Genomic DNA, 20,035 nt, shown 5'->3' with positions numbered 1-20,035 from the left:
GGCTTCGTGGAGTGCTTCGACACGTTGGACTAGGAGTGGTGTTTCCCAAGGCCAACTGGACGACCCATCGATATCAGAGAGCGAACCTCCGTCGGTTGTGTAGGTCTCAATCGAGAGAGTGGTCAGGCCCTGCTCAGAAATGATTTCCTCGAGTTCGCTTTGGTTGATGTGACCTCTGACTTCGATTGTACGCGTGTCCGACGACCCATACGCATAATCGACGGTGGCAGTGGCAGTGTAGCCGCGTTCTTCGAGAGCCCTTTCGACATCCCTCGCTGCAGCTCCTTGATCGAATGGCACCTTAACGAGAGTAACCCGTGACTGTAGAGTTAAGACTGCAGACATACTGGAACAGGAAAGGGTTCGCCCCGAACCAGCCACACAACCAGCAAGGCTACTGGCTGTCAAGAGAGAGATGATCCTGAGAATCCACCGCCGTGATGGCTTTTCCATATGCTTGCTCATTACTCAGCGCTAGCAAGGTTCGGGTGGTCGCCGACTACGTCTTGACGCCTGCCTCAATACCTCGTTCGAGAATTTCGACGAGAGATACCACTTCAGAAATCAACGATTCCTGTTCCGCTCCAGAGAGTGTCTTTATCCGCTTGATATGAGTGAACAGTCCGTTGAGTCGTTGCTTCGGGGAGAACATCTTTTGTGGCGCTTGTTTGCTTGAAAGCGTTCCGTCACTGAGACCGATAGCGACCGATTTCGGCTCCCGAAGCGACTGATTTGTAATCGGCCGTACCGACCTGAGAGAGTGACGATTCTTTCTCAATCGCCTCGAAAACGACAGATTCGACTCACTCCTCGCTGTCCGCGTGGGCGCGGACCCACAACTCGCCGATACGGGAGAGTCGCGTCCGGTAGGACTTCCCTCGTTCTTCCTGCTCGATGTAGCCCTTCCCGCCGGGGCCGAGACGGTCCACGTTGTAGATGACCTTCGAGCGGAAAGAATCGGTGTACTCCTCGTTCATCTCGCGGGCGAGCGCCTCCGCGAGTTCCGAGACGGACCCGAACTCGCCGTGTTCGCCGAGTTTGAACAGGATGACTTCCTCGAACGGCTTGACGTTGGAAAAGGAGGCGACGGGCAGTTCGACGATGTGCCGACCGTCGATTTCCTTCGCGCCGATGGTCGTCCCGCGCTCGTCGAATTCCGAGAGGAGGTCCGAGGCGACGTCGAGGCGTTCGCGGATTCGGTCGGCGTCGATTTCACCGGATTCGAGAATATCCTCCAGCAGGTCGCGGCCGGTTCGGAGTTCCTCGGCGAGTTCGGTCTCCAGATACTTCTCGGGGGCCGTGTAGTAGGTGTGGATGCGGTCTCGGTCGGCCTGCCGTTCGACCATGATGGAGTGCGCGGCGGTTGCGAAGGCAAAGGAGACGGGCCGTGGCATCGCGCTCACGTTGACCCACACCTCACCCGGTTCCTCGTCGTCCCCGCGGAGTTCGTCGTCGGCGTCGAGTTCGGCGTTGATGAGGTCGTAGGCCTGCTCGAATGCGGCGTCGTAGTCGTACACGTCGTCGACGATGACCTGCTCGGTCTCCGCGCCGAGGAGGTTCTGGAAGTCCTTGCCGAGTTTCCCCGACAGGTTCCGCGAGTACTCGACGTTCGCTTCGCTCCCGATAGCGCCTTCGAGGAGGATGACGCGGTCAACGTCCAACTGGTCGCGGATGAGTGGCGCGATGAGTCGGTCGTAGTCGAACCCGACGGGAACGATGTGCGTCTGCATACGCTATACTCCGTGGGAACGTTTATTAATCCCCTCAAGTAGCATACCGTTCAATTGTACATTGCCCATGTTCGCACCTCTCCCGTCGCGGGCTTCACAAGAACCGCAGGGCCGAATGTTATAATCGTTTGGCAGGTGAAGATAATTCTCCCCTGAATCTCACCCTACGCCCCGGGGGCTGATGGGGAGTCTGTGGTTAGCGGGGCGATGAGTGAGAAACCCGTCGGGGAGTTACTTCCGCCCATTGTGCTTGTGGGGTCGGATTGGACAGGTGAACACCACGTCGGTTGGGATGATGTCTACGTTAGTCGCGTTCTGAATGCGGCTGGCGCTGGTTAGATAGTCTCCATTTTGGTCTGTTCTGACCAAATCCTCCGGGGGTTTACCCCCTTCCTCCACGACAAAATGAACGTGCCACTGAGCAGTGAACGAAGGTCCATCTAACGGAACGACGTGGTCGATATCAAATGGAAGTGGGGCTGGATGTGGGCTATGCTCACTTCCATCTACGCCCGTATCAGTCATGGGTTTGATTAACCAAAGCGGTCTGTGGGCCGCTTCGTTTCCTTCATTATCTTTACTCCCCGGGTGTGGCTCCGATTCCAGCATTTCAAAGAGGGTGTTCTGCCCCCACGCGAACGTGTCTTGTCGCCTATTATTCCCAGTATCGCCGGCGGTTGCTGTCCCTACAAGCGTGGTCCCCCCTGCTACACCTGCTCCGATTGTTTTCAGTACTGTTCGTCTGTCGAAAATATGGTCTGCCATTGTTGGGACCCGTCACTGAATTCCGCGTGCACCATGGTAGCTATAAGCTCCCTTCTTCATGTTAATCGTTGGCTATCAATAGGGGTAGAATTAGATGCTCTCGCTGAGATGGATGGTGCGTAGTCTTCTCCCTAACTGCTTGGCAATCATCCATGTCCCGACCATGGAGACAGTGACCCCCGTTGAGTTGACGGGGGTGAGTCCACCGATACCTGGTTTCTCGAATCGTAGACTTAGAGATTCGTCCGAATTGGGTGGTTAGCAGTGGAATCACTCCGTGTTCGTCGGTCGCATCTTCGCGGTTGTGGTCGATGTAGTTGTAAAAGGGCCAGACTGACGGGTGGCAAATGACGCTTCGAACGAGCCCATAGATGCTCACGAGGGAATGATTTTTTCGCTTACACTAGTTCAGGTCACCCATGGAACGAAACAAGGCACTCACAGTGTACATCATCCTCCCGTGTCTCCTGTTTGGTGCTGTCTTCGTGGCCGCACTCACGAAGCTCTCTACCAGCGTCAGTCTCATCCAACTCCGCCTGTTGACGACCGCATTCGGTGTGGTCTTGACACTAATCGTCTACACGAAGAAAGACGAATTAGCGAAGCAGTAGGCGTCTGCTCCACTGAGTGGGTTACCACGGGTTGGTTAGCGGCCATCAGCAACGTCAGTCGCGACCCCCTCGGCTACCAACCCACTCCCACACCGCCCAAACCCCAACCCCAACCACAAACGCCACTCCAAGATTCACCACGACCCCAACCACGCCCACACCAACCACGAACGCGTACCCCTCCGCCCGAACCAAACTCGTCCGACCCAACTGCACGCCGATAATCGCCAGTACGACGCCGAGCATCGCCACGGGAAACGCGGCGACAACGTCCACGGCGAAGAGGGCGACGAGCACGTAGCCCACGCCGAGAACGACGTTCGCGCCCGCGGTTCGAGCGCCGAAGGCGTACTTTCCGGCGACGCCGCCGCTGCCGTGGCACATGGGAAAGCCGCCGAACGGGACGGCGACGAGGTTCATCACACCCATGCTGGAGGCGAGTTCGTCGGCCGAAATATCGCGGTTGAAGTAGTCGGCCAAGAGGACTGAGGTTGCAAGCGCGGCGTTGCCGACGGTCATGGCCAACTGGGCACCCGCCGCCTCTAGTGCGGGCGCGGTGAATTCGACGGTTCTGAAGAGAGCAAAACTGCCTACGGACGGAAGCGTCGGCGACGGAATTCCGACGTGGGTGAGGGCGACCACACCGCCGACCGCGAGAACCGCGAGCGCGCTCAGGTTGCGGCGGCGACCCACGACCGCGAGCAACGCGACGACGACCGCGAGACCGGCCAGTCGAAGGTCACCCAATCCGAGTCGGAGACCGGTCGTGAGCAGGACGAGGGCGACGCCGAACTGGACGCCGCGGACGACCGGGTCGCCGATATACCGACTCACGCGACCCAGCGAGTTTGTCCGACCGATGCCGAGGAGGACGACGCCGAGAAGCACGCCCGCGAGGAGCGCCTCGCCCGCCGTGACCGACTCCGCGAGGACGAGCGCGGCCAGCGCCTTCATCGGTTCGACCGACAGCGGGGCCGCGTAGTAGAGCCCCCACACGACCTGAAAGACGCCGAACCAGACGAGAACGAGGGCCAACGAGAGGTCCGTCAGGCGGGCGACCGCAACGACAATTGGGAGGACCGTGACCGAATCACCCACCGCGCCGGTGAACTCGTTCCACGCGAAATCGACTGCGAGCTTATCGCGGTACGGAAACGAGACTCCCATCTCGAATCAGATTTCGTGGGAAAGCTGAAATGCATTTGCGTAATTGTACCATGGTACATATTCGGTCGAGAGAAATCAGATATAGTTACGCACTGGTCAGACGCCGACACCAATCTCAGGGCCTGAAAGCCGTGCAATCACAGGTCGACAACGCCTTCACGAACGTCTAACTCACCCCCATTTCGAGATATCTAAGTGGACGCCGCCGCGGAGGAAATCGACGCCGATGAAGAGCATCATCGAGACCATCGTCACCATCGCAAACACATCGAAAAATAGGGCTTCGCGGGACCCGCCGGGTCTCGGAGCAGTCATTACGAGCATGCCGATGGCGAAGCAGATGTAGCCAATCCCCGCGACGGCGTGCCATTCGAGAGATTTCGAGCCGATGGCGAGCGAGTCGCGCAGTCCGGCGAAGATGAGGAGGAGACCCCCAATGGCGAACCCAGCCATCCAACCCACCTGACGAAGGTGGTCGGGAGGACCGAATAGTACTATCAGCACGGCGAGGATGAGGAGGTCGAACACGCCGAGACCGAAGAGAAATCGTCGCTTCATACGGATGCTATTCTCGACAGGCATGAAAAAATATCGACAAATCAGGAGCGGCCGCGGGCGTCGGATTACCGCGTCGGCAACAGCGCCGCCGACTCGACGATAGTCGCGAATTCCCCGTGTAGGTGCGCTAGCGCGGTCCGGTGCATCTCGTCGGCCGTGTACGACTGGCCGTCGTGTCCCTCGCGGTCGAACGTCGCCGTCGCGTCGGCGGGGAGATACACGCCGAAGCCGAGGTTTTCGGCCATCCGCGTCGTCGTCGAGACGCAGTGGTCGGTCGTGAGACCGCAGATGACGAGCGTGTCGTAGTCGCGCTCGCGGAGCCACGCTTCGAGGTCGGTGCCGATGAAGCCGCTGTTGACGTGTTTCGTGAACGTCGGTTCGTCGCCGACGGGCTCGGATTCGGGTTTCCAGCCGAATCCCTCGCCGTCGCTTCGAAGGGGTGAGTCCGGTTCCGTGGAGTCGTGGCGGACGTGGACGACCGGGCGGTCGGTCTCGCGCCACGCCGCGAGGAGGTCCGAAACGCGGGCTTCCATCCCGGGGTTGTTTCGGTCGCCCCACGCGGGGTCGTCGAAGCCGACCTGCATGTCGATACAGACGAGAGCGGTGTCGTCGGGAAGGTCGAGAACGGCGTCGGCCGGGAGTTCGAGCGTACGCGTCGGTGTGGCGTTATCGTCGGTCATTAGTCGTCCGCCGGAGCCACCGGCACTTTCGGGTGCTCGCGGGAGATTCGAATCGGGCACTCGTCGGGTGCTTGCGACTCGTCCGACGAGAACATGTACTGCGGCCACTCGCGGTCGCCCTCGACGCCCCAGTCACCGAGTTCGGCGTGGGGACAGACGCCGTCGTACTCCTCGATGCGATTCTGAATGACGTTGCGTGCTTTCTGTCCGGCCTCGGTGTCGGCGGTGATGCCGTCGAACAGCGCCCGTGGTTGGAACGTGATTTCGAGGCCCCACGGGCAGTAGCGACTCATCCGCTCGTCGTAGAAGGGAGCACGCGTCGTCGGGAACATCGGTTCGCCGCCGAAGGAGAACTCCCACTTCGGGTCGTCGGGGTCGGTCGGGATGCCCTCGGGCCACGGCTCCGGGTCGTTGACGTGGAGGAACTGGAGAATGTGCCAGAGGTGTTCGTGGTAGTCGGCTTCGGTCAACTCCTCCGCGGGTGGTTTGAAGAACGTGACGAGCGAACACTGCTCGGAGTACTCTCGGTACACGTCGATGTATTCGAGGAGGGTGTCCCGAAGCGCCAGCAGGGCGTCCTTGTCGGTCATCGAATCGACGAACGTGTACAGCGCGTCGCCGTTTCGCTCGGAGTCGATGCCAAAGTAACACGGGAACGGCGCACCATCGTGGTCGCCGAGCATCGTCTCGCGGAACGTCTCGTAGTGCTGTTCCGCCCATTCGGGCAGGGTGCCGTCGTCGAGACGGCGACGAAGCACGTCCTGCTCCATGAGCACCTGGTGACCCGGCTCGTTCATGCGCGGGGGTTGGAGTGCGGAGGTTTGAGGGTTCGGGTTTGAGGGCCGAATGGCCCTCTCGAAACAAAACGGAGGGTCAATACGAGAGGAAGCGTCCGTTCACAGCGGGCGGTCCATCTTCACGTATCGTGTCTCGTAACCCAGTTCCTCGTAACACGACTGTGCAACGTCGTTGCGGGCGTGGACGCTCAGGGCGGCTTGTTCGCATCCACGCTCGCGGCCCCACTCGTGTGCCCGCTCCAGCAGTGCCGTCCCGAGACCGTCGCCCCGTGCCTCGGGAGCGACGTAGAGGTCTTTCACCTTCGCAACCGAGTTGCGGGCGAACACCGACGGTGCCTCGGAGTACGAGACTGTCGTGTACCCAGCGAGACTCTGCCTCTCACTCTCGTCGTCGACCGCGACAAACGTCTGTACGTCTTCGTCGCCGAGTTGGTTCCGCCGGTACTGGATGGCTTCAGAGCGAACGTCCACATCGTCAGCCAGCGAATCGTGCGGGTCGATATCGCCCATCTCCTCCGCGAATGGGAACCACAGGTCGTCGACGAGTGCAGGTACGTCGGCGGCGTGAAGCGGTCGAATCTCCATGTGTCACCGACAACACCCAGTGTTGTCAAAAGATTATCTTCTTAAAAAGCGGTGAGTATTCGGTCGCTTCTGTCCTCGGTTACTCGATTTCCAGACTTCCGGATTCGCCCCCATCGCCGCCGTCTTCGTCCCATTCGAGTTCGAACTCGATGCTCAGCTCGCCGGGACCGTTGGCGGGGCCTTCGCGTTCGGCTTTCACCTCGAACGTCGGGGAAGCCGGTGGTTCCATCGTCACCGTCTGGTCGCCGGTCTTCAGCGTAATCGACTCGCCGGCGTCGAGTTTATCGGCGACGGTTCGGAGGTATGTCGCGATTTCGGTTCTCGTCTGTCGGCTCTCGGATTTGAATAGGACTTCTTCAGGCACAATCAGGCATTGGGCACGCAAGGGGATAAGCTTCGTCTCGGTAATAGAAAGATACCTGTGAGACGAAACGGATGGCGTCAGTCCGCTCGCAGGCCCTCAGTGAACCGGTGCTGGTTCTCCTCGGGTGCGGCGACAGTGAGCGCGGAAACACCGACAGTGAGGACGGCCGAGAGGACCATTCCCCAGAGGGCGTAGTCCCACGTGAGGTAGGTCGCACCGAAGACCGTCATCGACCCGACTTCGACCGCGGGGATGAAGACGTGTGCGAGGTAGAACACCTGTCCACCGAGGATACCGGCGAACATGCCCGAGCGCGTGGTCTTGGCCCAGTAGAGCGCGACGATAACCGGCAGTGCCATCTGGGCGAAGCCGCCGAAGGCGGTGTCACCGACTTCGACGAGCGTGCCGGGGCGGAACAGGCTCGCAACGAAGGTCAGGGTCGCAAAGAGCGCGACGCCGATGCGGGCAATCCACGCCTCGCGGGCGTCGGTCGCCGACGGGTTGACGAACGGGCGGTAGAGGTCGCGGGTGAAGTACGACGACCCCGAAAGCAGCATCGAGTCCGACGACGACATCATCGCGGCCATCGCACCGGCGACGACGAGGGCGGCGAACCATACCGGCGTGTACTCGTTGAGCAGGACAGGAAGGACGTTCGCACCTTCGGGTACGGAGATGCCGAGACCGGCGGCCCACGTGCCGAGAATGAACGCGGGGACGAAAAGCAGGACGACGAGGACGGGCCACAGGGCAAACGAGCGCTTGAGGACCGCGCCCGATTTGGCGACGAAAAAGCGCTGGTTAATCTGCGGGAACATCGCCACGCCGAAGGCGATGGTGACGGCCGACGAGATGATGAACTGCGGCGAGTACAGCCCGCCGCCGAGGGCGAGAAACTCGGGCTTGTTCGTTGCGAGCGCGTTCGAGAGCGCCGAGGGACCGCCGGCCGCGGTCGCGACCCAGCCGACCGCGAGCCACACGACGCCGAGCATGAACAGCCCCTGAAGCGTGTCGGTCCACGCGACACCGCGCAGCCCCGCGATAACGACGTAGACAATCATGAAAACCGTGATTCCGGCGGCACCGGCCCAGTACGGGACGATACCGTTTGTGAGGCCGACGATAGCCTCACCGGCACCCATCTGCTGGAGCATCACGTACGGGAACAGCCAGAAGAGACTGAGACCCGCGACGAGGGCGCGGAGGCGCTTCGAGCCGAAGCGGTCGCCGAGCATCTCGCCGAGGGTAACGTAGCCGTGGGCCTTCCCGACGAGCCACTGCTTGTAGCCGACGACGCACCAGAGAATCGCGAAGAGAACGCCGTCCATGACGCCCATCACGAGAATCCACTCCGGACCTGCCCGGAAGGCGAGGTCCGGCCCGCCGAAGAACGTAAACGCCGACAGGAGCGTCGCAAACGTCGTAAAGAGGAGGACGACGGTCCCGACGGACCGTCCGGCGAGGTAGTAGTCTTCAGCGTCCCTACTGGTGAGACGGTAGGCGAGTAACCCGACAGCGAGTGCGACCACCAGGTACGCCCCGACGACGCCGAGTTGGATTTCGAGTTGAGACACCATCACTGCGTCCCTCCGATGATGCCACGGTCCCACGCCTGCCGCGTGAACAGGTGAAAGACGATGGCCGTCAGAATCATCCAGCCGATGTGCCACCAGAGCCACAGCGGAAGCCCAGCAAACACCCGGTCGTCGCCCCAGAGAAACCACGGGATGGCGAACGCCACGAGGACCGCGAACGTCGCAATCCAGCGATAGTCGATGCGCGTGCTCGTCATTCGTAGGAACGATAATCGACAATTAGACGTAAAGGTTACCCTATTAATCTTCGTTGCGGCGAATTGAAGACTAATTTTCTTCAATGGGCGGCGGCGTTCCGGCCGCGACGATTCGCCAGTGACCGCACCGGCGGAACAATTTCCAGCGGTGCACCCGTCTTTGTAGCGTATGAAGTTCGGGTTGCAGTTGTACTCGCTCCGGGCGCTCGGCGAGTCGACGCCGTCGATGATGAAACGCGCCGCCGCCGCCGGCTTCGACGGTGTCGAGTTCGCGGGCGTCGACGAGGACGAGTCCGTTCGCGCGGTGCTCGACGAGACGGGTCTCGAAGCACCCGCCGCCCACGTCCCAATCGAGGACCTCGAATCCGACCTCGACGCCGTCTGCGAGCGATATGGGAGACTCGGCGTGGAGACACTCGTCGTTCCGTATCTCCCACCCGAAGCCTTCGCGGACGCCGACACGGTCGACGAAACAGCGCATCGGTTAGACGACTTGACGGCGAAGTGCGACGACCGAGGGGTCAGACTGCTGTATCACAATCACGAGCACGAATTCAGGACGGTTGCGGGCGAACCTGTGCTCGACAGGGTGGCAGCACACTCCGGTATCGGATTCGAACTCGACCTTGCATGGATACTGGCCGCCGGCTACGACCCCGCCGAATACGTCGCCCGCTACGCCGACCGGACACCCATTATCCACCTGAAAGATGTCGTCCTCGACCCCGACGCCGAACGCGGCGGTCGGCCTGTCGCGCTCGGCGAAGGCGAACTCGATATCGAGCGCTGCCTCGCGGCCGCCGGAACCGAGTTCGTCGAGTGGGGTATCGTCGAACACGACGACCCCGACGACCCGGCCACGTTCTGTGAATCCGCAGGGAGTGCCATTGCGACCTTCCGAACCGAGAAGTGACAGCGAATCGGATGGAAGAGCAACAGCAAGACTCGGCGGTGGATTGACAACTATCTAACCAGAACAACGGCACGGAAAGTCGTGTGGAATGGTGAAGCGTGACGGCTGTTAGCGTCAGTGAATGACCGATGTAGCACGTTCGAATCGTCGGCCACGATAGATATTTCCCTCGGGGACAACTTATATAAAGACGTTCGTGGGTCACGCCCATGACGCCATCACAATCACCCCATCATCACCCCCCGTGGGGGGAATTCACCAATGGACGACACTGCAAAATATCTCATTCACGCTTCCATCTCCGCCGACGGAGTCGTCGAACGGAGCGACGTGGTCGGGGCCATCTTCGGCCAGACCGAGGGCCTCCTCGGCGACGACCTCGACCTCCGTGACCTCCAACAGTCCTCGAAGGTCGGTCGGATAGACGTACAGATAGACTCGGAAAACGGCCACTCGTTTGGCCAAATGACCATCGCGAGCAGTCTCGATAAGGTCGAGACGGCGATTCTCGCGGCCTCACTGGAGACGCTGACCCGCGTCGGCCCGTGTCAGGCGGTCATCGAAGTTACGAACATCGAAGACGTTCGGGAGGCCAAACGCCGGATGGTCGTCGAACGCGCCAAAGAACTGCTCTCGGAATCGTTCGACGACACCGTGATGACCTCGTCGGAAATCCTCGAAGAGGTCAAAGAAAGCGTCCGCGTCGAAGACATCTCCGAGTATCACGGGCTTCCGGCCGGTCCTCGCGTCACCGACTCGGACGCCATCATCGTCGTCGAAGGCCGTGCCGACGTGCTGACGCTGCTTCGATACGGTATCAAAAACGCCATCGCCGTCGAGGGGACCAACATCCCAGACGAGGTGGCCGGACTCACCCAAGAGCGGACCGTCACGACGTTTCTCGACGGCGACCGCGGCGGCGAACTCATCCTCCGCGAACTCGCGCAAGTCGGCGACGTAGACTACGTCGCGTTCGCACCCGAGGGGCAGTCCGTCGAAGACCTCGACCGCAGTGCAGTCATCCGGTCGCTTCGGAACAAAGTCGCCTTGGCATCGCTCCCCGACGACAGCGAATTCCGGGCCGCCGTTGCTGCTGCCAACGAGACAGGGGAAGTTCCACCGGACCCTCACACGGAGTCGCCGACGACTGACGACGCGTCGTCGACTCCAACCGCGGACGACCCCACCGACGCGGCCACCGAGACGAGTTCCAACACCGGCAGTGCCGTCACCGTCGAAAAAACTGCGGACGTTGACGCCGGTATCGACACGGACGACAGCGTCGGTTCGGGGGAGCGTATCGATACAGGCGACGAAGGAGACGGAAACACCGGCACCGATGCAGGCGCAGGTTCTGACGTGTTCACGGCGGAAGTCGAAACCGTCGCCGAGACAGTCGACGCTGTACCGGAGACACGGTCGCTCTCAGACCACGTCCGTGAGATTGTCGACGACGAAAGCGGCTTGGCTCGCCTGCTCGATTCGGACCTCGGACTCATCGACGAAGTCGCCGTCGAGAAGATTTACGACACGATAGAGTACACCGAACCAGTCCCGGCTTTCGTCGTTATCGACGGCGAGGCGAGTCAGAAACTCGTCGATATCGCGGCCCAACAGGGTGTTGGAGATATCGTTGCTCGCTCGACCGGAGAGTACGTGAAAAAACCAGTCAGCGTCCGCGTCAGGACTGCCAGTCAACTGCTAGACTAAGAGCCAACGATACCTAAGGCGTCAGAACGAGTCGTATTCCGTCGTCGCTGCCGAACGCACCGGAAATTCGGTCATCACGGTGGAACCCGAGTGTTTCGTAGCATGCCCGAGCACCGTCGTTTTCCGGATGAACTAACACCGTGAGCGGCGCATCCGACCGTGCCGCACGGTACGCCTCGAGCAACGCAGTCGCACGCCCCTCCCGTCGGGCATCGACGGAAACCGCGAGTTCGGTCAAGTGGGTGCCAACACCGAGGAGATAGCCGACCGGCCGGTCGCAGTCGTCGACAGAAACGAAGAGCATACCGACCGCCGGCCACGCGTCGAGGAGGGCTGGTGACGGATGCGAGATGAGACGCTGGAGCGATTCGACAGCGTGTTCGTCATCGAGGCGGCCGCGCCGAACGGTCACAGCGGAATCCACACGGCGAGCGCACCCAGCGCGCCAGCAAGGGTTGCGAGGAAGTTGACCGCCTGATTGCCGAGTCCAGCACCCTCGACGGTCGCACCGAGGAGACTGTCGACCGTCATGCCGATGATACCGCCCGCGAGAACCGCAACCGCGCCCGTGGTCGAGAGCGGAAGCAACACCGAAGCGACGCCCGCGATAAGCGCCGACCCGACGATACCAGCGACTTCACCCTGCCACGTGACCCCACCGTCGGTACCCGGCGGAACCGGTTTGAACGACGTGATAAGCCGTGGGTTATCGAACAGGCCACCGATTTCGCTGGAGAGTGTGTCGCTCATCGCGGCGGCGACGGACCCGGCAAACGCGAGGACGAACAGGTCGGTTCCGAGCGAGTGTCCGAGCGTCTGTGTCGTAGCATAGCCGATAACCGAGACGAGTGCGACCGCCGCGTTACCGAGGACGTTCCCCGTGCCACGAGCGCCGTCATTCCCTTCTGCGACGCCGCGTTCGGCCTTCTGGTCGTACTTGAACTTGGTTGCGAGCGCGCCGACACCGAAGAACGAGACGAGGACGACAGCCCACCCGAATCCGCCGAAGCCGATAGTGAGGAGCAAAAGCAGTACGCCCGTAATAACGCCAGCAATGGAGGCCGTGCCGAGCGCGTAGGCGGCATACCCGATTGCAATCGTAAAGGCAAACGAGACGGCAGTCTGTGTCGGTGAAATCGGCCCGGCAATCGCGTTGAACCCCCACAGTGAGAGGCCGACAGAGAGCATGACGAGCGGGTCGTCACGCTCGTAGAGGGTGGTTCGGAGCAGTGTGGCGACGAGTCCGCCCAGCGCGGCGAGGAACGTGAACTGGGAAATCTGAACCTGATTCAGTTCACCCGTCAGTACCACGATAACCACTTGTCCGGCCGTTCCGGCCAGTACCGCGGCGGTGACGAACCCGGCCGAGCGAAGGAACTCGTCGTCCGTCGTCGACTCCACCAGTCGTGCCCCGAGGTTGCCGTATGCGAGTAGTAACACGGCTGCAACGAACACCGTGAGCGGCATCTTGACCCGGGGGACAGTCGCTAACAGCGCCAGTCCGGTCGCGGCGAGGGCGAATCCAGCCAGCCCGTTGAGGCGGCCGTCTTCCCTGTCACCGGGTCGCGCGAACAGCTCGAAGAGGGGGCCGTCGTCGATGACGAAGGCCGCCAAGAGCGCGACTGCGGCGAAGGGCGCGAAGGCGGCCGTACCGAGACTGGGGGCCGCGAGGGCCAACGTCCCGACGACCGCGAACCCACCCGCTCGCCGTAGTGTGGAAGTCACACCGTTCGGTATCCCCGACTCGCACTTAACCCTCCCGACATCAGAGACCCCCGACAATCGCGCCCACACCCCGGCGCGTCGAACCCGAAGCGTTAGGGGAACCGGCGAAAGACGAGACGGCGTGGGACTGTACGACTACTACCTTGCCCTCCGGTTCCGCCTCGACGACGCTGCAGCACCCGAACACGTCGCGCTCGTCATCACCGAGCGCGACCTGCTGGAACAGGGTGCCTACGACACGCTCGAAGCGTTCATTCGCTGGGCGTTCGAGTTCGGGAGCGAACGCGTTACCATCTCCGTGAGCGTCCTCGACGAGGCAGTCGTTCCGACGCTCGCCCGCGAACTCCGCGACATCGATTCGCCCGCCGAAATCGAGGTCCGAGAACCCGGCGATACCGAGCGCGCCGACGCCCCCGTACAGGTCAATATCGGTCTCGGCGGCAAGCGCGAGTTCGCCGCCGTCGTCCGGTCGCTCGCCGAGGAAGTCGATGCCGGAGAAATCGACCCCAAGGATATCGACTCCGAGGACATCGAAGAACGACTCGTGTTCCCCGACGAACCCGATTTCGTGGTCAAGACGGGGGCAGAGCGCCTGTCTGACTTCATGATTTGGCAGTCCGTGTACGCCGAACTGTACTTCACCGACGTGAACTGGCGGGACTTCCGGAAACGGGACTACTTGCGTGCGTTGCGTGACTATCAGGACAGACAGCGGCGGTTTGGTCGATAGCCCGAATCACGCATCGACGGACATCAACTCCTGCTGCTTTCCGACCGAATCGCGTTTCTCGATAACACAAAGAGCACGTTGACTTAACAGAAAGCACATTGTTAGCCAATTGAATGGTTTCGTATGAATCGCCGTGAGATACTGGCGCTGTCGGGCGCACTCGCCGCCGCGAGCCTTGCGGGTTGCGCTGGCGGTGACGGGTCGCAGACAGAGACCGAGACAGACGAAACACCCTCCACAGACACGCCGACGGAAACGCCAACCGAGACACCGGACGGAGAGCCACCGACTGGTGAGCCAACTGTCGACAACGAGCAACTCGCTGCTCTGGCGGCTGGAAACGCCGAGTTCGCACTCGACCTGCATTCCCATCTCGCGGCCAAGGACGGCGGCAATCAGTTCCTCTCGCCGTACAGCATCTCGGTCGCACTGGCGATGACCTACGCCGGTGCCCGCGGCGAGACCCGCACGCAGATGGAGGAGACGTTGCGCTACACGCTCGGTGACGAGGTTCACCCGGCATTTTCCGACCTGCAAGCCGCCCTCGAATCTCGGGAGACGGCGAAGAATAGAGTAGAGGACGAGGAGGTCGATGCCTTCCAGTTGGCCGTCGCAAACGCGCTGTGGGGGCAAGAGGGGTACCCGTTTTCCGACGAGTACCTCTCGGTGCTGGAGGAGAATTACGGGAGCGGACTCCGAGAGGCGGACTTCACCAACGACCCCGACGGCGAGCGAAAGCGCATCAACCAATGGGTCGCCGACCAGACCGAAGACCGAATCGAAGACCTGCTTCCGGCGGACGCCATCACCCCACAGACCGTCCTCGTCCTCACGAACGCCATCTACTTCATGGCCAGTTGGTTGCACAAGTTCGACCCCAAGAACACCGAAGACGGCATCTTCACCGCGCTGGACGGAACCGAATCGACGGTTCCACTCATGCAACAAGAACTGGAGGCAAACTACGCTGACCTCCCTACTGCGCAGGCTGTCGAACTCCCGTACATCGGTGAGGAGGTGTCGATGGTGCTCATGCTCCCCGACGAAGGTGAGTTCGAGTCGTTCGAGCAGAACCTCGATACGAGTCGCCTGTTCGGCATTTTCCAAGAATTGAGTCGGGCACAAGGAACGCTCGTGTTTCCTCGGTTCGAGTTCGAGACGGAGGTCCAACTCTCGGACGCACTCTCCGAACTCGGAATGCCCATTGCGTTCGGTTCGGGTGCCGACTTCAGCGGCATGGTCGAAGGCGACCAGAGTGGCCTCATGATAGACGAAGTGTACCACAAGACGTTCGTATCCGTCGACGAGGAAGGGACGGAGGCAGCGGCCTCGACAGCCGTGGTTATGATGGAGTCGTTGCCGCCGCAGTGGGACGAACTCCGGTTCGACCGCCCGTTCCTGTTCTGTATCCGCGACAAGCCGACTGACGCGGTGCTGTTCTACGGTCGGGTCGTCGATGCCGGCGCTGCACAGGACGAGAACTAGCACCGCAGAATCTTCGCGCCGCGGAATCGGTGGTCGTTCGTTCCGGTTAGTCCGCCATCTCGTCGCTTCGCTTTGCCAACTCGGCCGACACCTTGTCGGCTCCCGACGAGGGAAGTTGCTTCCGGAGTCGACCCGCAACGGCCCGCGCATCCGCTAATTCGACTTCGGCAACAGCCCGGACGAGCGTAACGGCGCGTTCGGTCCGCGTCCGTTGCCACGATTTCTCACGCGACTCGTAGGTTCGGATACCGCGGAGCAGGTCGACCCGCGAAAACTCCGGCCAGTAGGGTGCACAGAAGTAGACCGCGGCCTCGTTGCCGTTTGCGTGCCACGGAAGAAAGTTCGAAGTTCGTTCGTCGCCGCCGGTGCGGATGATGAGGTCGACGTCGCGGACGGGCTTTCGAGAGAGGCGCTGGTCGACCGCCGACACGTCGACATCCTCTGGAGACAGTTCACCGGACTCGACTGCGTGACAGACATCGCGGGCAGCCCCGAGTAGTTCCGCTCGCCCGCCGTACGCGAGTGCGACATTGAGCGTAAAGCCGTCGTAGTCGGCAGTCCGCGACTCCGCGTAATCGACGGCCTCGCGGAGGCGGTCGGGGAGCATGTCCACCTCACCGATGGCCCTGATGACCACCTCACTGTCGTGGACGCGGTCGGATTCGGCGAACTCGTACAGTTTGTCCTCGATAAGGTCGAAAAGCGGTTCGCGTTCGTGGGGCGGGCGGTCGAAATTCTCGGTCGAGAAGGTATACAGCGTCAGTTCCTCGATACCGAGTTCCTCACACCAAGTCAGGACGTTCTCCGCCGTTTGCGCACCCGCACGGTGGCCGTCCGGGGCGTCGCCGCCGTGCTTTCGAGCGTAGCGTCGATTCCCGTCCTGAATGATGGCGACGTGGGTCGGTCCGTCGCCAATCTCGCGAGAGAGTACACGCTCGTACGCACGTCGAAATCCACGTCGGACCCACCCGAACATGTACCGTGTGTTGCATGCCGGGGCTATGTGTCTTGTGGGTTACGGAGACCCATGGGTACGTGAACGAGAACCATAGCCCTCGATAGACGGGCGGTTTAGATGGGGGTTCGACCGACAAATCGCCATCCGTTTGTATCTCCCCGAGAAGACACCGACATGAGCGAAACTATCGACGAGGACCTCTACCAGCGAACGCTTGCACTGCTCGAACCCGGCGACATCGAGCTTGTGGGAGCTATCGTCCACACCGACCTCTCCGGCCGCGAGGACCTGGAGATGCAAGAGCTGACCGTCGAAATCAACGAGGTCATTGCCGAACACGCGGGCAAGGGCGACGCGTGGATTTACGCCGGTAACGACGACACGGACTTCTCGTCGAACCAGTTCCAGGGACTGTCTGTCGAGGACGACGAATTCGTCTGGGAGTGCCAACAGCTCATCCGAAACGGCACATTCGACCTCGTATTCTACTACGAGGCCATCGCGGATCAGGACGCCATCGTCGATGGATTGGCGGCGCTCGAACACATCGACCGCGTCACGCCCGTTCCCTGACCAGACTTTTTCCCCTCGGCGCTCGGGTCCGAGCAGCAGCGAATCGAGGGCGTACCGATATCTCGGCGACCGTACCGACCGTTTCGCGGATATGAGAACAAGCGAGTCGTTTATTCCCCTTGCATCCTGATTCACGTCCATGATTCAGGCGGACGCGGACCTTTCTCGTCTCGACCGCGCCATCGTCAACGCCTTCCAAGGTGGCTTTCCTGTTGTCAAACACCCCTTCGAACCTGCCGCGGCCGCGCTCCGAGAGCGCGGGGTGGACGTGACCGAAACGGAACTCTGTGACCAAGTCAAGGCGCTCGATGAATCGGGTGTCCTCTCGCGCTTCGGTGCACTCGTCAACGCCGAGGAAATCGGCGGTACGGCGACGCTCGTCGCCATGCACGCGCCGCCGGAGCGGTTTGACGAGGTAGCCGAACAGGTGAACGCTCACCGCGAAGTCGCACATAACTACGAGCGCGAACACCCCCATCTCAACATGTGGTTCGTCGTATCGGTCGCCTCGGAGTCACGAGTCGACGAGGTGCTCGGCGAAATCGAGTCGGAGACTGGACAGCAGACGTACAACATGCCCAAGCGCCACGAATTCCACGTCGGTGCGAAGTTCCTCCTCGACGGCCCCGTTTCCGACGGCGACCTCGACTGCTCGCATCTCGGTCCCGACGTGGAACCGTCGGGCGAGCAAACCCTGACCCCCGACGAACGGGACCTCGTCTTGGAGATTCAGGGCGGTCTGCCTATCACGGAGACGCCCTACGCCGACGTGGCTGAGGCGCTTGAACAGGATACCGCGTGGGTCGTCGAGACCATCAAGCGATTCAATTTAGAGGGCAAGGTGCGCCGCGTCGGCGTCATCCCGAACCATTACGCACTCGGCTACTCGGAAAACGGGATGACCGTCTGGAACGTCCCCGACGACCTCGTGATGGAGGTCGGTCCCGAAATCGCCTCACTCGACTTCGTGACGCACTGTTACCGCCGACCGCGACACGAGGGTGTCTGGCCGTACAACTTCTTCGCGATGACGCACGGTCGCTCAGAGGAAGAGAGCCAAGCCCGCATCGAACGCGTCCGCGAGGTTATGAGCGACTACTGGCAGGTCGGCGACGACGACTGGGACACCCTGTTTTCGACGCGCATCCTGAAGAAGACGGGTATCAGACTCGACGAACGCGCCGACGCCAACACGGAGTGAGATGATTCCACTGATTCACGACCTGTCCGGTGAGACTGTCCTCGTGTTCGGCGGCGGCCCCGTCGGCGCACGAAAGGCCCGGCGGTTCGCACGCGAAACCCGAACCGTCGTCGTCAGCCCCGAGTTCGCCGAGCAGGATTTCGGTGACGCCGAACTCATTCGTGCGGCTCCGACCGCCGACGGTGTGTCCAGTTGGGTCGAGCGGTTCGAACCGGCGCTCGTCGTCGCGGCGACAGACGATACCGAGGTGAACGACGCTATCGTCGCGGCGGCGCGTGACTGTGACGCGCTGGTCAACCGAGCCGACCGAAGCGGCGAGCGCGAGGTTGGAAGCGTGGTCGTCCCCGCGACAGTCGAAGACGGCACCGTGTCGGTTGCAATCACCACCGGCGGGGCGAGTCCGGCCCTGTCGAAGTACCTCCGCGAGCGTATCGAGACCGAACTTGAGGGAGCGGGTGCGATGGCCGCGCTGACCGCGGACCTCCGCGAAGAACTCAAGGATTCTGACAGGTCTCCGTCCGAGCGCCGTGATGCGATTCGCGCTGTGGTTCAGGATTCGTCAGTTTGGAAGGCTTTACGTAGTGGCGATGCAAATCCCCGACGAGAGGCAGCGCGCGTGATACGAAACACACAGCGGGGTGATTCATGAGAAACGCAGGAGTCATCTCTGGTGTGAGCGTGGCCCACGACCGGGCTACCGTCCGAGAGATAGAATCCGCTTCGAGTGACGACGTACAGACGGTCGTCAAACGACTCCTCGCCTGCGAGGGCGTCTCGGAGGCGTTCTCCTTACAGACGTGTAACCGGGCCGAAGCGTACGTCGTCACCGACGACGCGACCGACGGCCGTCGCGCGCTGGACGATTTCGCTCCCGACGTCCGAGACGGGAGCGTTCGACACATGGACCACGAGGAGAGCCTTCGCCACCTCATGCGCGTGGCGGCGGGGCTCGAATCGCTCGTCCTCGGTGAAGACCAGATTCTCGGGCAGGTCAAATCCAGCATCGAGACGGCCCGAGAACTCGGCGCAATCGGCCCGATGCTCGAAGATGCCCTGCTGAAAGCGGTCCACGTCGGCGAGCGCGCTCGCGACGAGACGGCAATCAACGAGGGGGCGGTCTCGCTCGGAAGCGCCGCCGTCAGACTCGCTCGGGCGGAACTGGACGAACCAATCTGTGCGAGCACCGCCCTCGTCATCGGTGCCGGTGAGATGGGGACGCTCGCCACGAAAGCGCTCGCGTCCGTCAATGTCGGCGAATTGGTGGTGGCGAACCGGACCGTCTCACACGCAGTCCACCTCGCTCGTGAGGTTCCCGGCGTCACCACCGCTGCCGGACTCGACGACATCAGCGACTTGCTCGGCGAGGCAGACCTCGTCATCACCGCGACGAGCAGTCCGGACTACGTCGTCGACGCCACGCATCTGTCCGGTGCCGAGACGACGATACTCATCGATATCGCACAACCCCGCGACGTCGACCCCGCCGCCGACGAACTCGACGGTATCAGCGTCCGCGACATCGACGACTTAGAGACGGTCACCGACCGAACGGCCGAACGCCGCGAACGTGCGTCCCGTGCGGTCGAAGCCATGATAGACGAGGAGTTCGACCGCCTGCTCGCCGCCTACAAGCGCAAGCGGGCCGACGAGGCCATTAGCTCGATGTACGAGGCCGCAGAGCACGTCAAGCG

At 61.7% G+C, this 20,035-nt stretch carries 22 protein-coding genes; 9 read left to right on the top strand and 13 right to left on the bottom strand.

Translation table 11 applies throughout. The features are described from left to right. A partial coding sequence (locus QT222_RS19905; protein WP_491478161.1) for a hypothetical protein occupies positions 1–300 on the bottom strand: 300 nt, incomplete at its 3' end. Between the two features lie 503 nt (positions 301–803). Continuing rightward, a complete protein-coding gene (locus tag QT222_RS19900) occupies positions 804–1,730 on the bottom strand; it encodes an HFX_2341 family transcriptional regulator (RefSeq protein ID WP_004059751.1) in 927 nt (308 codons plus the stop codon). A 1,184-nt stretch (positions 1,731–2,914) separates the two neighbouring features. On the opposite strand from QT222_RS19900, the gene QT222_RS19895 reads away from it, so the two are divergent. Continuing rightward, positions 2,915–3,106, top strand: coding sequence for a hypothetical protein (locus QT222_RS19895; RefSeq protein WP_004059750.1), 192 nt, complete (start codon positions 2,915–2,917; stop codon positions 3,104–3,106). Between the two features lie 54 nt (positions 3,107–3,160). Here QT222_RS19895 and QT222_RS19890 read toward each other — a convergent pair whose 3' ends face one another. The 8 genes from QT222_RS19890 to QT222_RS19855 form a co-directional block, all read right to left on the bottom strand. Further along, positions 3,161–4,273: a putative sulfate/molybdate transporter gene (locus QT222_RS19890; protein ID WP_491478160.1), complete on the bottom strand. Its 1,113-nt coding sequence runs from the start codon at positions 4,271–4,273 to the stop codon at positions 3,161–3,163. 171 nt (positions 4,274–4,444) lie between these two features. After that, positions 4,445–4,831, bottom strand: coding sequence for a DUF7994 family protein (locus QT222_RS19885; RefSeq protein ID WP_491478159.1), 387 nt, complete (start codon positions 4,829–4,831; stop codon positions 4,445–4,447). A gap of 65 nt (positions 4,832–4,896) precedes the next feature. Beyond that, on the bottom strand, positions 4,897–5,511 hold the full coding sequence (locus QT222_RS19880; RefSeq protein WP_491478158.1) for a cysteine hydrolase family protein: 615 nt from the start codon (positions 5,509–5,511) through the stop codon (positions 4,897–4,899). Then, a complete protein-coding gene (locus tag QT222_RS19875) occupies positions 5,511–6,308 on the bottom strand; it encodes a YqcI/YcgG family protein (RefSeq protein WP_491478157.1) in 798 nt (265 codons plus the stop codon). Before QT222_RS19875 ends, QT222_RS19880 begins: the two co-directional genes overlap by 1 nt. Before the next feature lie 99 nt (positions 6,309–6,407). Then, complete coding sequence (locus QT222_RS19870; RefSeq protein ID WP_491478156.1) at positions 6,408–6,893, bottom strand: GNAT family N-acetyltransferase; 486 nt, start codon at positions 6,891–6,893, stop codon at positions 6,408–6,410. A 79-nt stretch (positions 6,894–6,972) separates the two neighbouring features. Then, positions 6,973–7,257, bottom strand: coding sequence for an amphi-Trp domain-containing protein (locus QT222_RS19865; RefSeq protein ID WP_004059745.1), 285 nt, complete (start codon positions 7,255–7,257; stop codon positions 6,973–6,975). Positions 7,258–7,334: 77 nt separating this feature from the next. Then, a complete protein-coding gene (locus tag QT222_RS19860) occupies positions 7,335–8,834 on the bottom strand; it encodes a sodium:solute symporter family protein (RefSeq protein WP_491478155.1) in 1,500 nt (499 codons plus the stop codon). Then, positions 8,834–9,049, bottom strand: coding sequence for a DUF3311 domain-containing protein (locus tag QT222_RS19855; RefSeq protein WP_004059743.1), 216 nt, complete (start codon positions 9,047–9,049; stop codon positions 8,834–8,836). Before QT222_RS19855 ends, QT222_RS19860 begins: the two co-directional genes overlap by 1 nt. A 169-nt stretch (positions 9,050–9,218) precedes the next feature. Between QT222_RS19855 and QT222_RS19850 the strand changes: the two genes are divergently transcribed. Together QT222_RS19850 and dnaG are read left to right on the top strand one after the other, a co-directional pair. Beyond that, positions 9,219–9,962 (top strand): sugar phosphate isomerase/epimerase family protein, encoded by a 744-nt coding sequence (locus QT222_RS19850; RefSeq protein WP_491478154.1) that lies wholly within the window; start codon positions 9,219–9,221, stop codon positions 9,960–9,962. 261 nt (positions 9,963–10,223) lie between these two features. Continuing rightward, complete coding sequence (gene dnaG, locus QT222_RS19845; RefSeq protein WP_491478153.1) at positions 10,224–11,672, top strand: DNA primase DnaG; 1,449 nt, start codon at positions 10,224–10,226, stop codon at positions 11,670–11,672. A gap of 13 nt (positions 11,673–11,685) precedes the next feature. Here the strand turns inward: dnaG and QT222_RS19840 are convergent, their stop codons facing one another. Together QT222_RS19840 and QT222_RS19835 are read right to left on the bottom strand one after the other, a co-directional pair. Continuing rightward, positions 11,686–12,084, bottom strand: a complete 399-nt coding sequence (locus QT222_RS19840) for a GNAT family N-acetyltransferase (RefSeq protein ID WP_491478162.1) — start codon at positions 12,082–12,084, stop codon at positions 11,686–11,688. Beyond that, on the bottom strand, positions 12,081–13,397 hold the full coding sequence (locus tag QT222_RS19835) for a DUF92 domain-containing protein (protein ID WP_004059739.1): 1,317 nt from the start codon (positions 13,395–13,397) through the stop codon (positions 12,081–12,083). Before QT222_RS19835 ends, QT222_RS19840 begins: the two co-directional genes overlap by 4 nt. Before the next feature lie 121 nt (positions 13,398–13,518). Between QT222_RS19835 and QT222_RS19830 the strand changes: the two genes are divergently transcribed. Continuing rightward, entirely contained in the window at positions 13,519–14,127 is a 609-nt protein-coding gene (locus QT222_RS19830; RefSeq protein ID WP_004059738.1) for an undecaprenyl diphosphate synthase family protein, read from the top strand. A gap of 123 nt (positions 14,128–14,250) precedes the next feature. Next, positions 14,251–15,612 carry a serpin family protein gene (locus tag QT222_RS19825; RefSeq protein ID WP_004059737.1) on the top strand — a complete coding sequence of 454 codons (1,362 nt, stop codon included), beginning with the start codon at positions 14,251–14,253 and terminating at the stop codon, positions 15,610–15,612. A 46-nt stretch (positions 15,613–15,658) separates the two neighbouring features. Here QT222_RS19825 and uppS read toward each other — a convergent pair whose 3' ends face one another. Then, positions 15,659–16,588: a polyprenyl diphosphate synthase gene (gene uppS / locus QT222_RS19820; protein ID WP_004059736.1), complete on the bottom strand. Its 930-nt coding sequence runs from the start codon at positions 16,586–16,588 to the stop codon at positions 15,659–15,661. Positions 16,589–16,744: 156 nt separating this feature from the next. Here uppS and QT222_RS19815 point away from each other — a divergent pair, with 156 nt between their 5' ends. The 4 genes from QT222_RS19815 to hemA form a co-directional block, all read left to right on the top strand. Next, positions 16,745–17,143 (top strand): DUF5778 family protein, encoded by a 399-nt coding sequence (locus tag QT222_RS19815; RefSeq protein WP_004059735.1) that lies wholly within the window; start codon positions 16,745–16,747, stop codon positions 17,141–17,143. Between the two features lie 139 nt (positions 17,144–17,282). After that, positions 17,283–18,344 carry a siroheme decarboxylase subunit beta gene (ahbB, locus tag QT222_RS19810; RefSeq protein WP_491478152.1) on the top strand — a complete coding sequence of 354 codons (1,062 nt, stop codon included), beginning with the start codon at positions 17,283–17,285 and terminating at the stop codon, positions 18,342–18,344. A gap of 1 nt (position 18,345) precedes the next feature. Further along, positions 18,346–18,993, top strand: a complete 648-nt coding sequence (locus QT222_RS19805; protein ID WP_004059733.1) for a precorrin-2 dehydrogenase/sirohydrochlorin ferrochelatase family protein — start codon at positions 18,346–18,348, stop codon at positions 18,991–18,993. Beyond that, on the top strand, positions 18,990–20,035 hold a 1,046-nt coding region (gene hemA / locus QT222_RS19800; protein WP_491478151.1), incomplete at its 3' end, for a glutamyl-tRNA reductase. The genes QT222_RS19805 and hemA, both read left to right, overlap by 4 nt.

The organism is Haloferax sp. s1 (assembly GCF_058382125.1).
The sequence above is the reverse complement of the archived record's forward strand: the minus strand, read 5'-3'. Positions and strand labels throughout refer to the sequence as shown.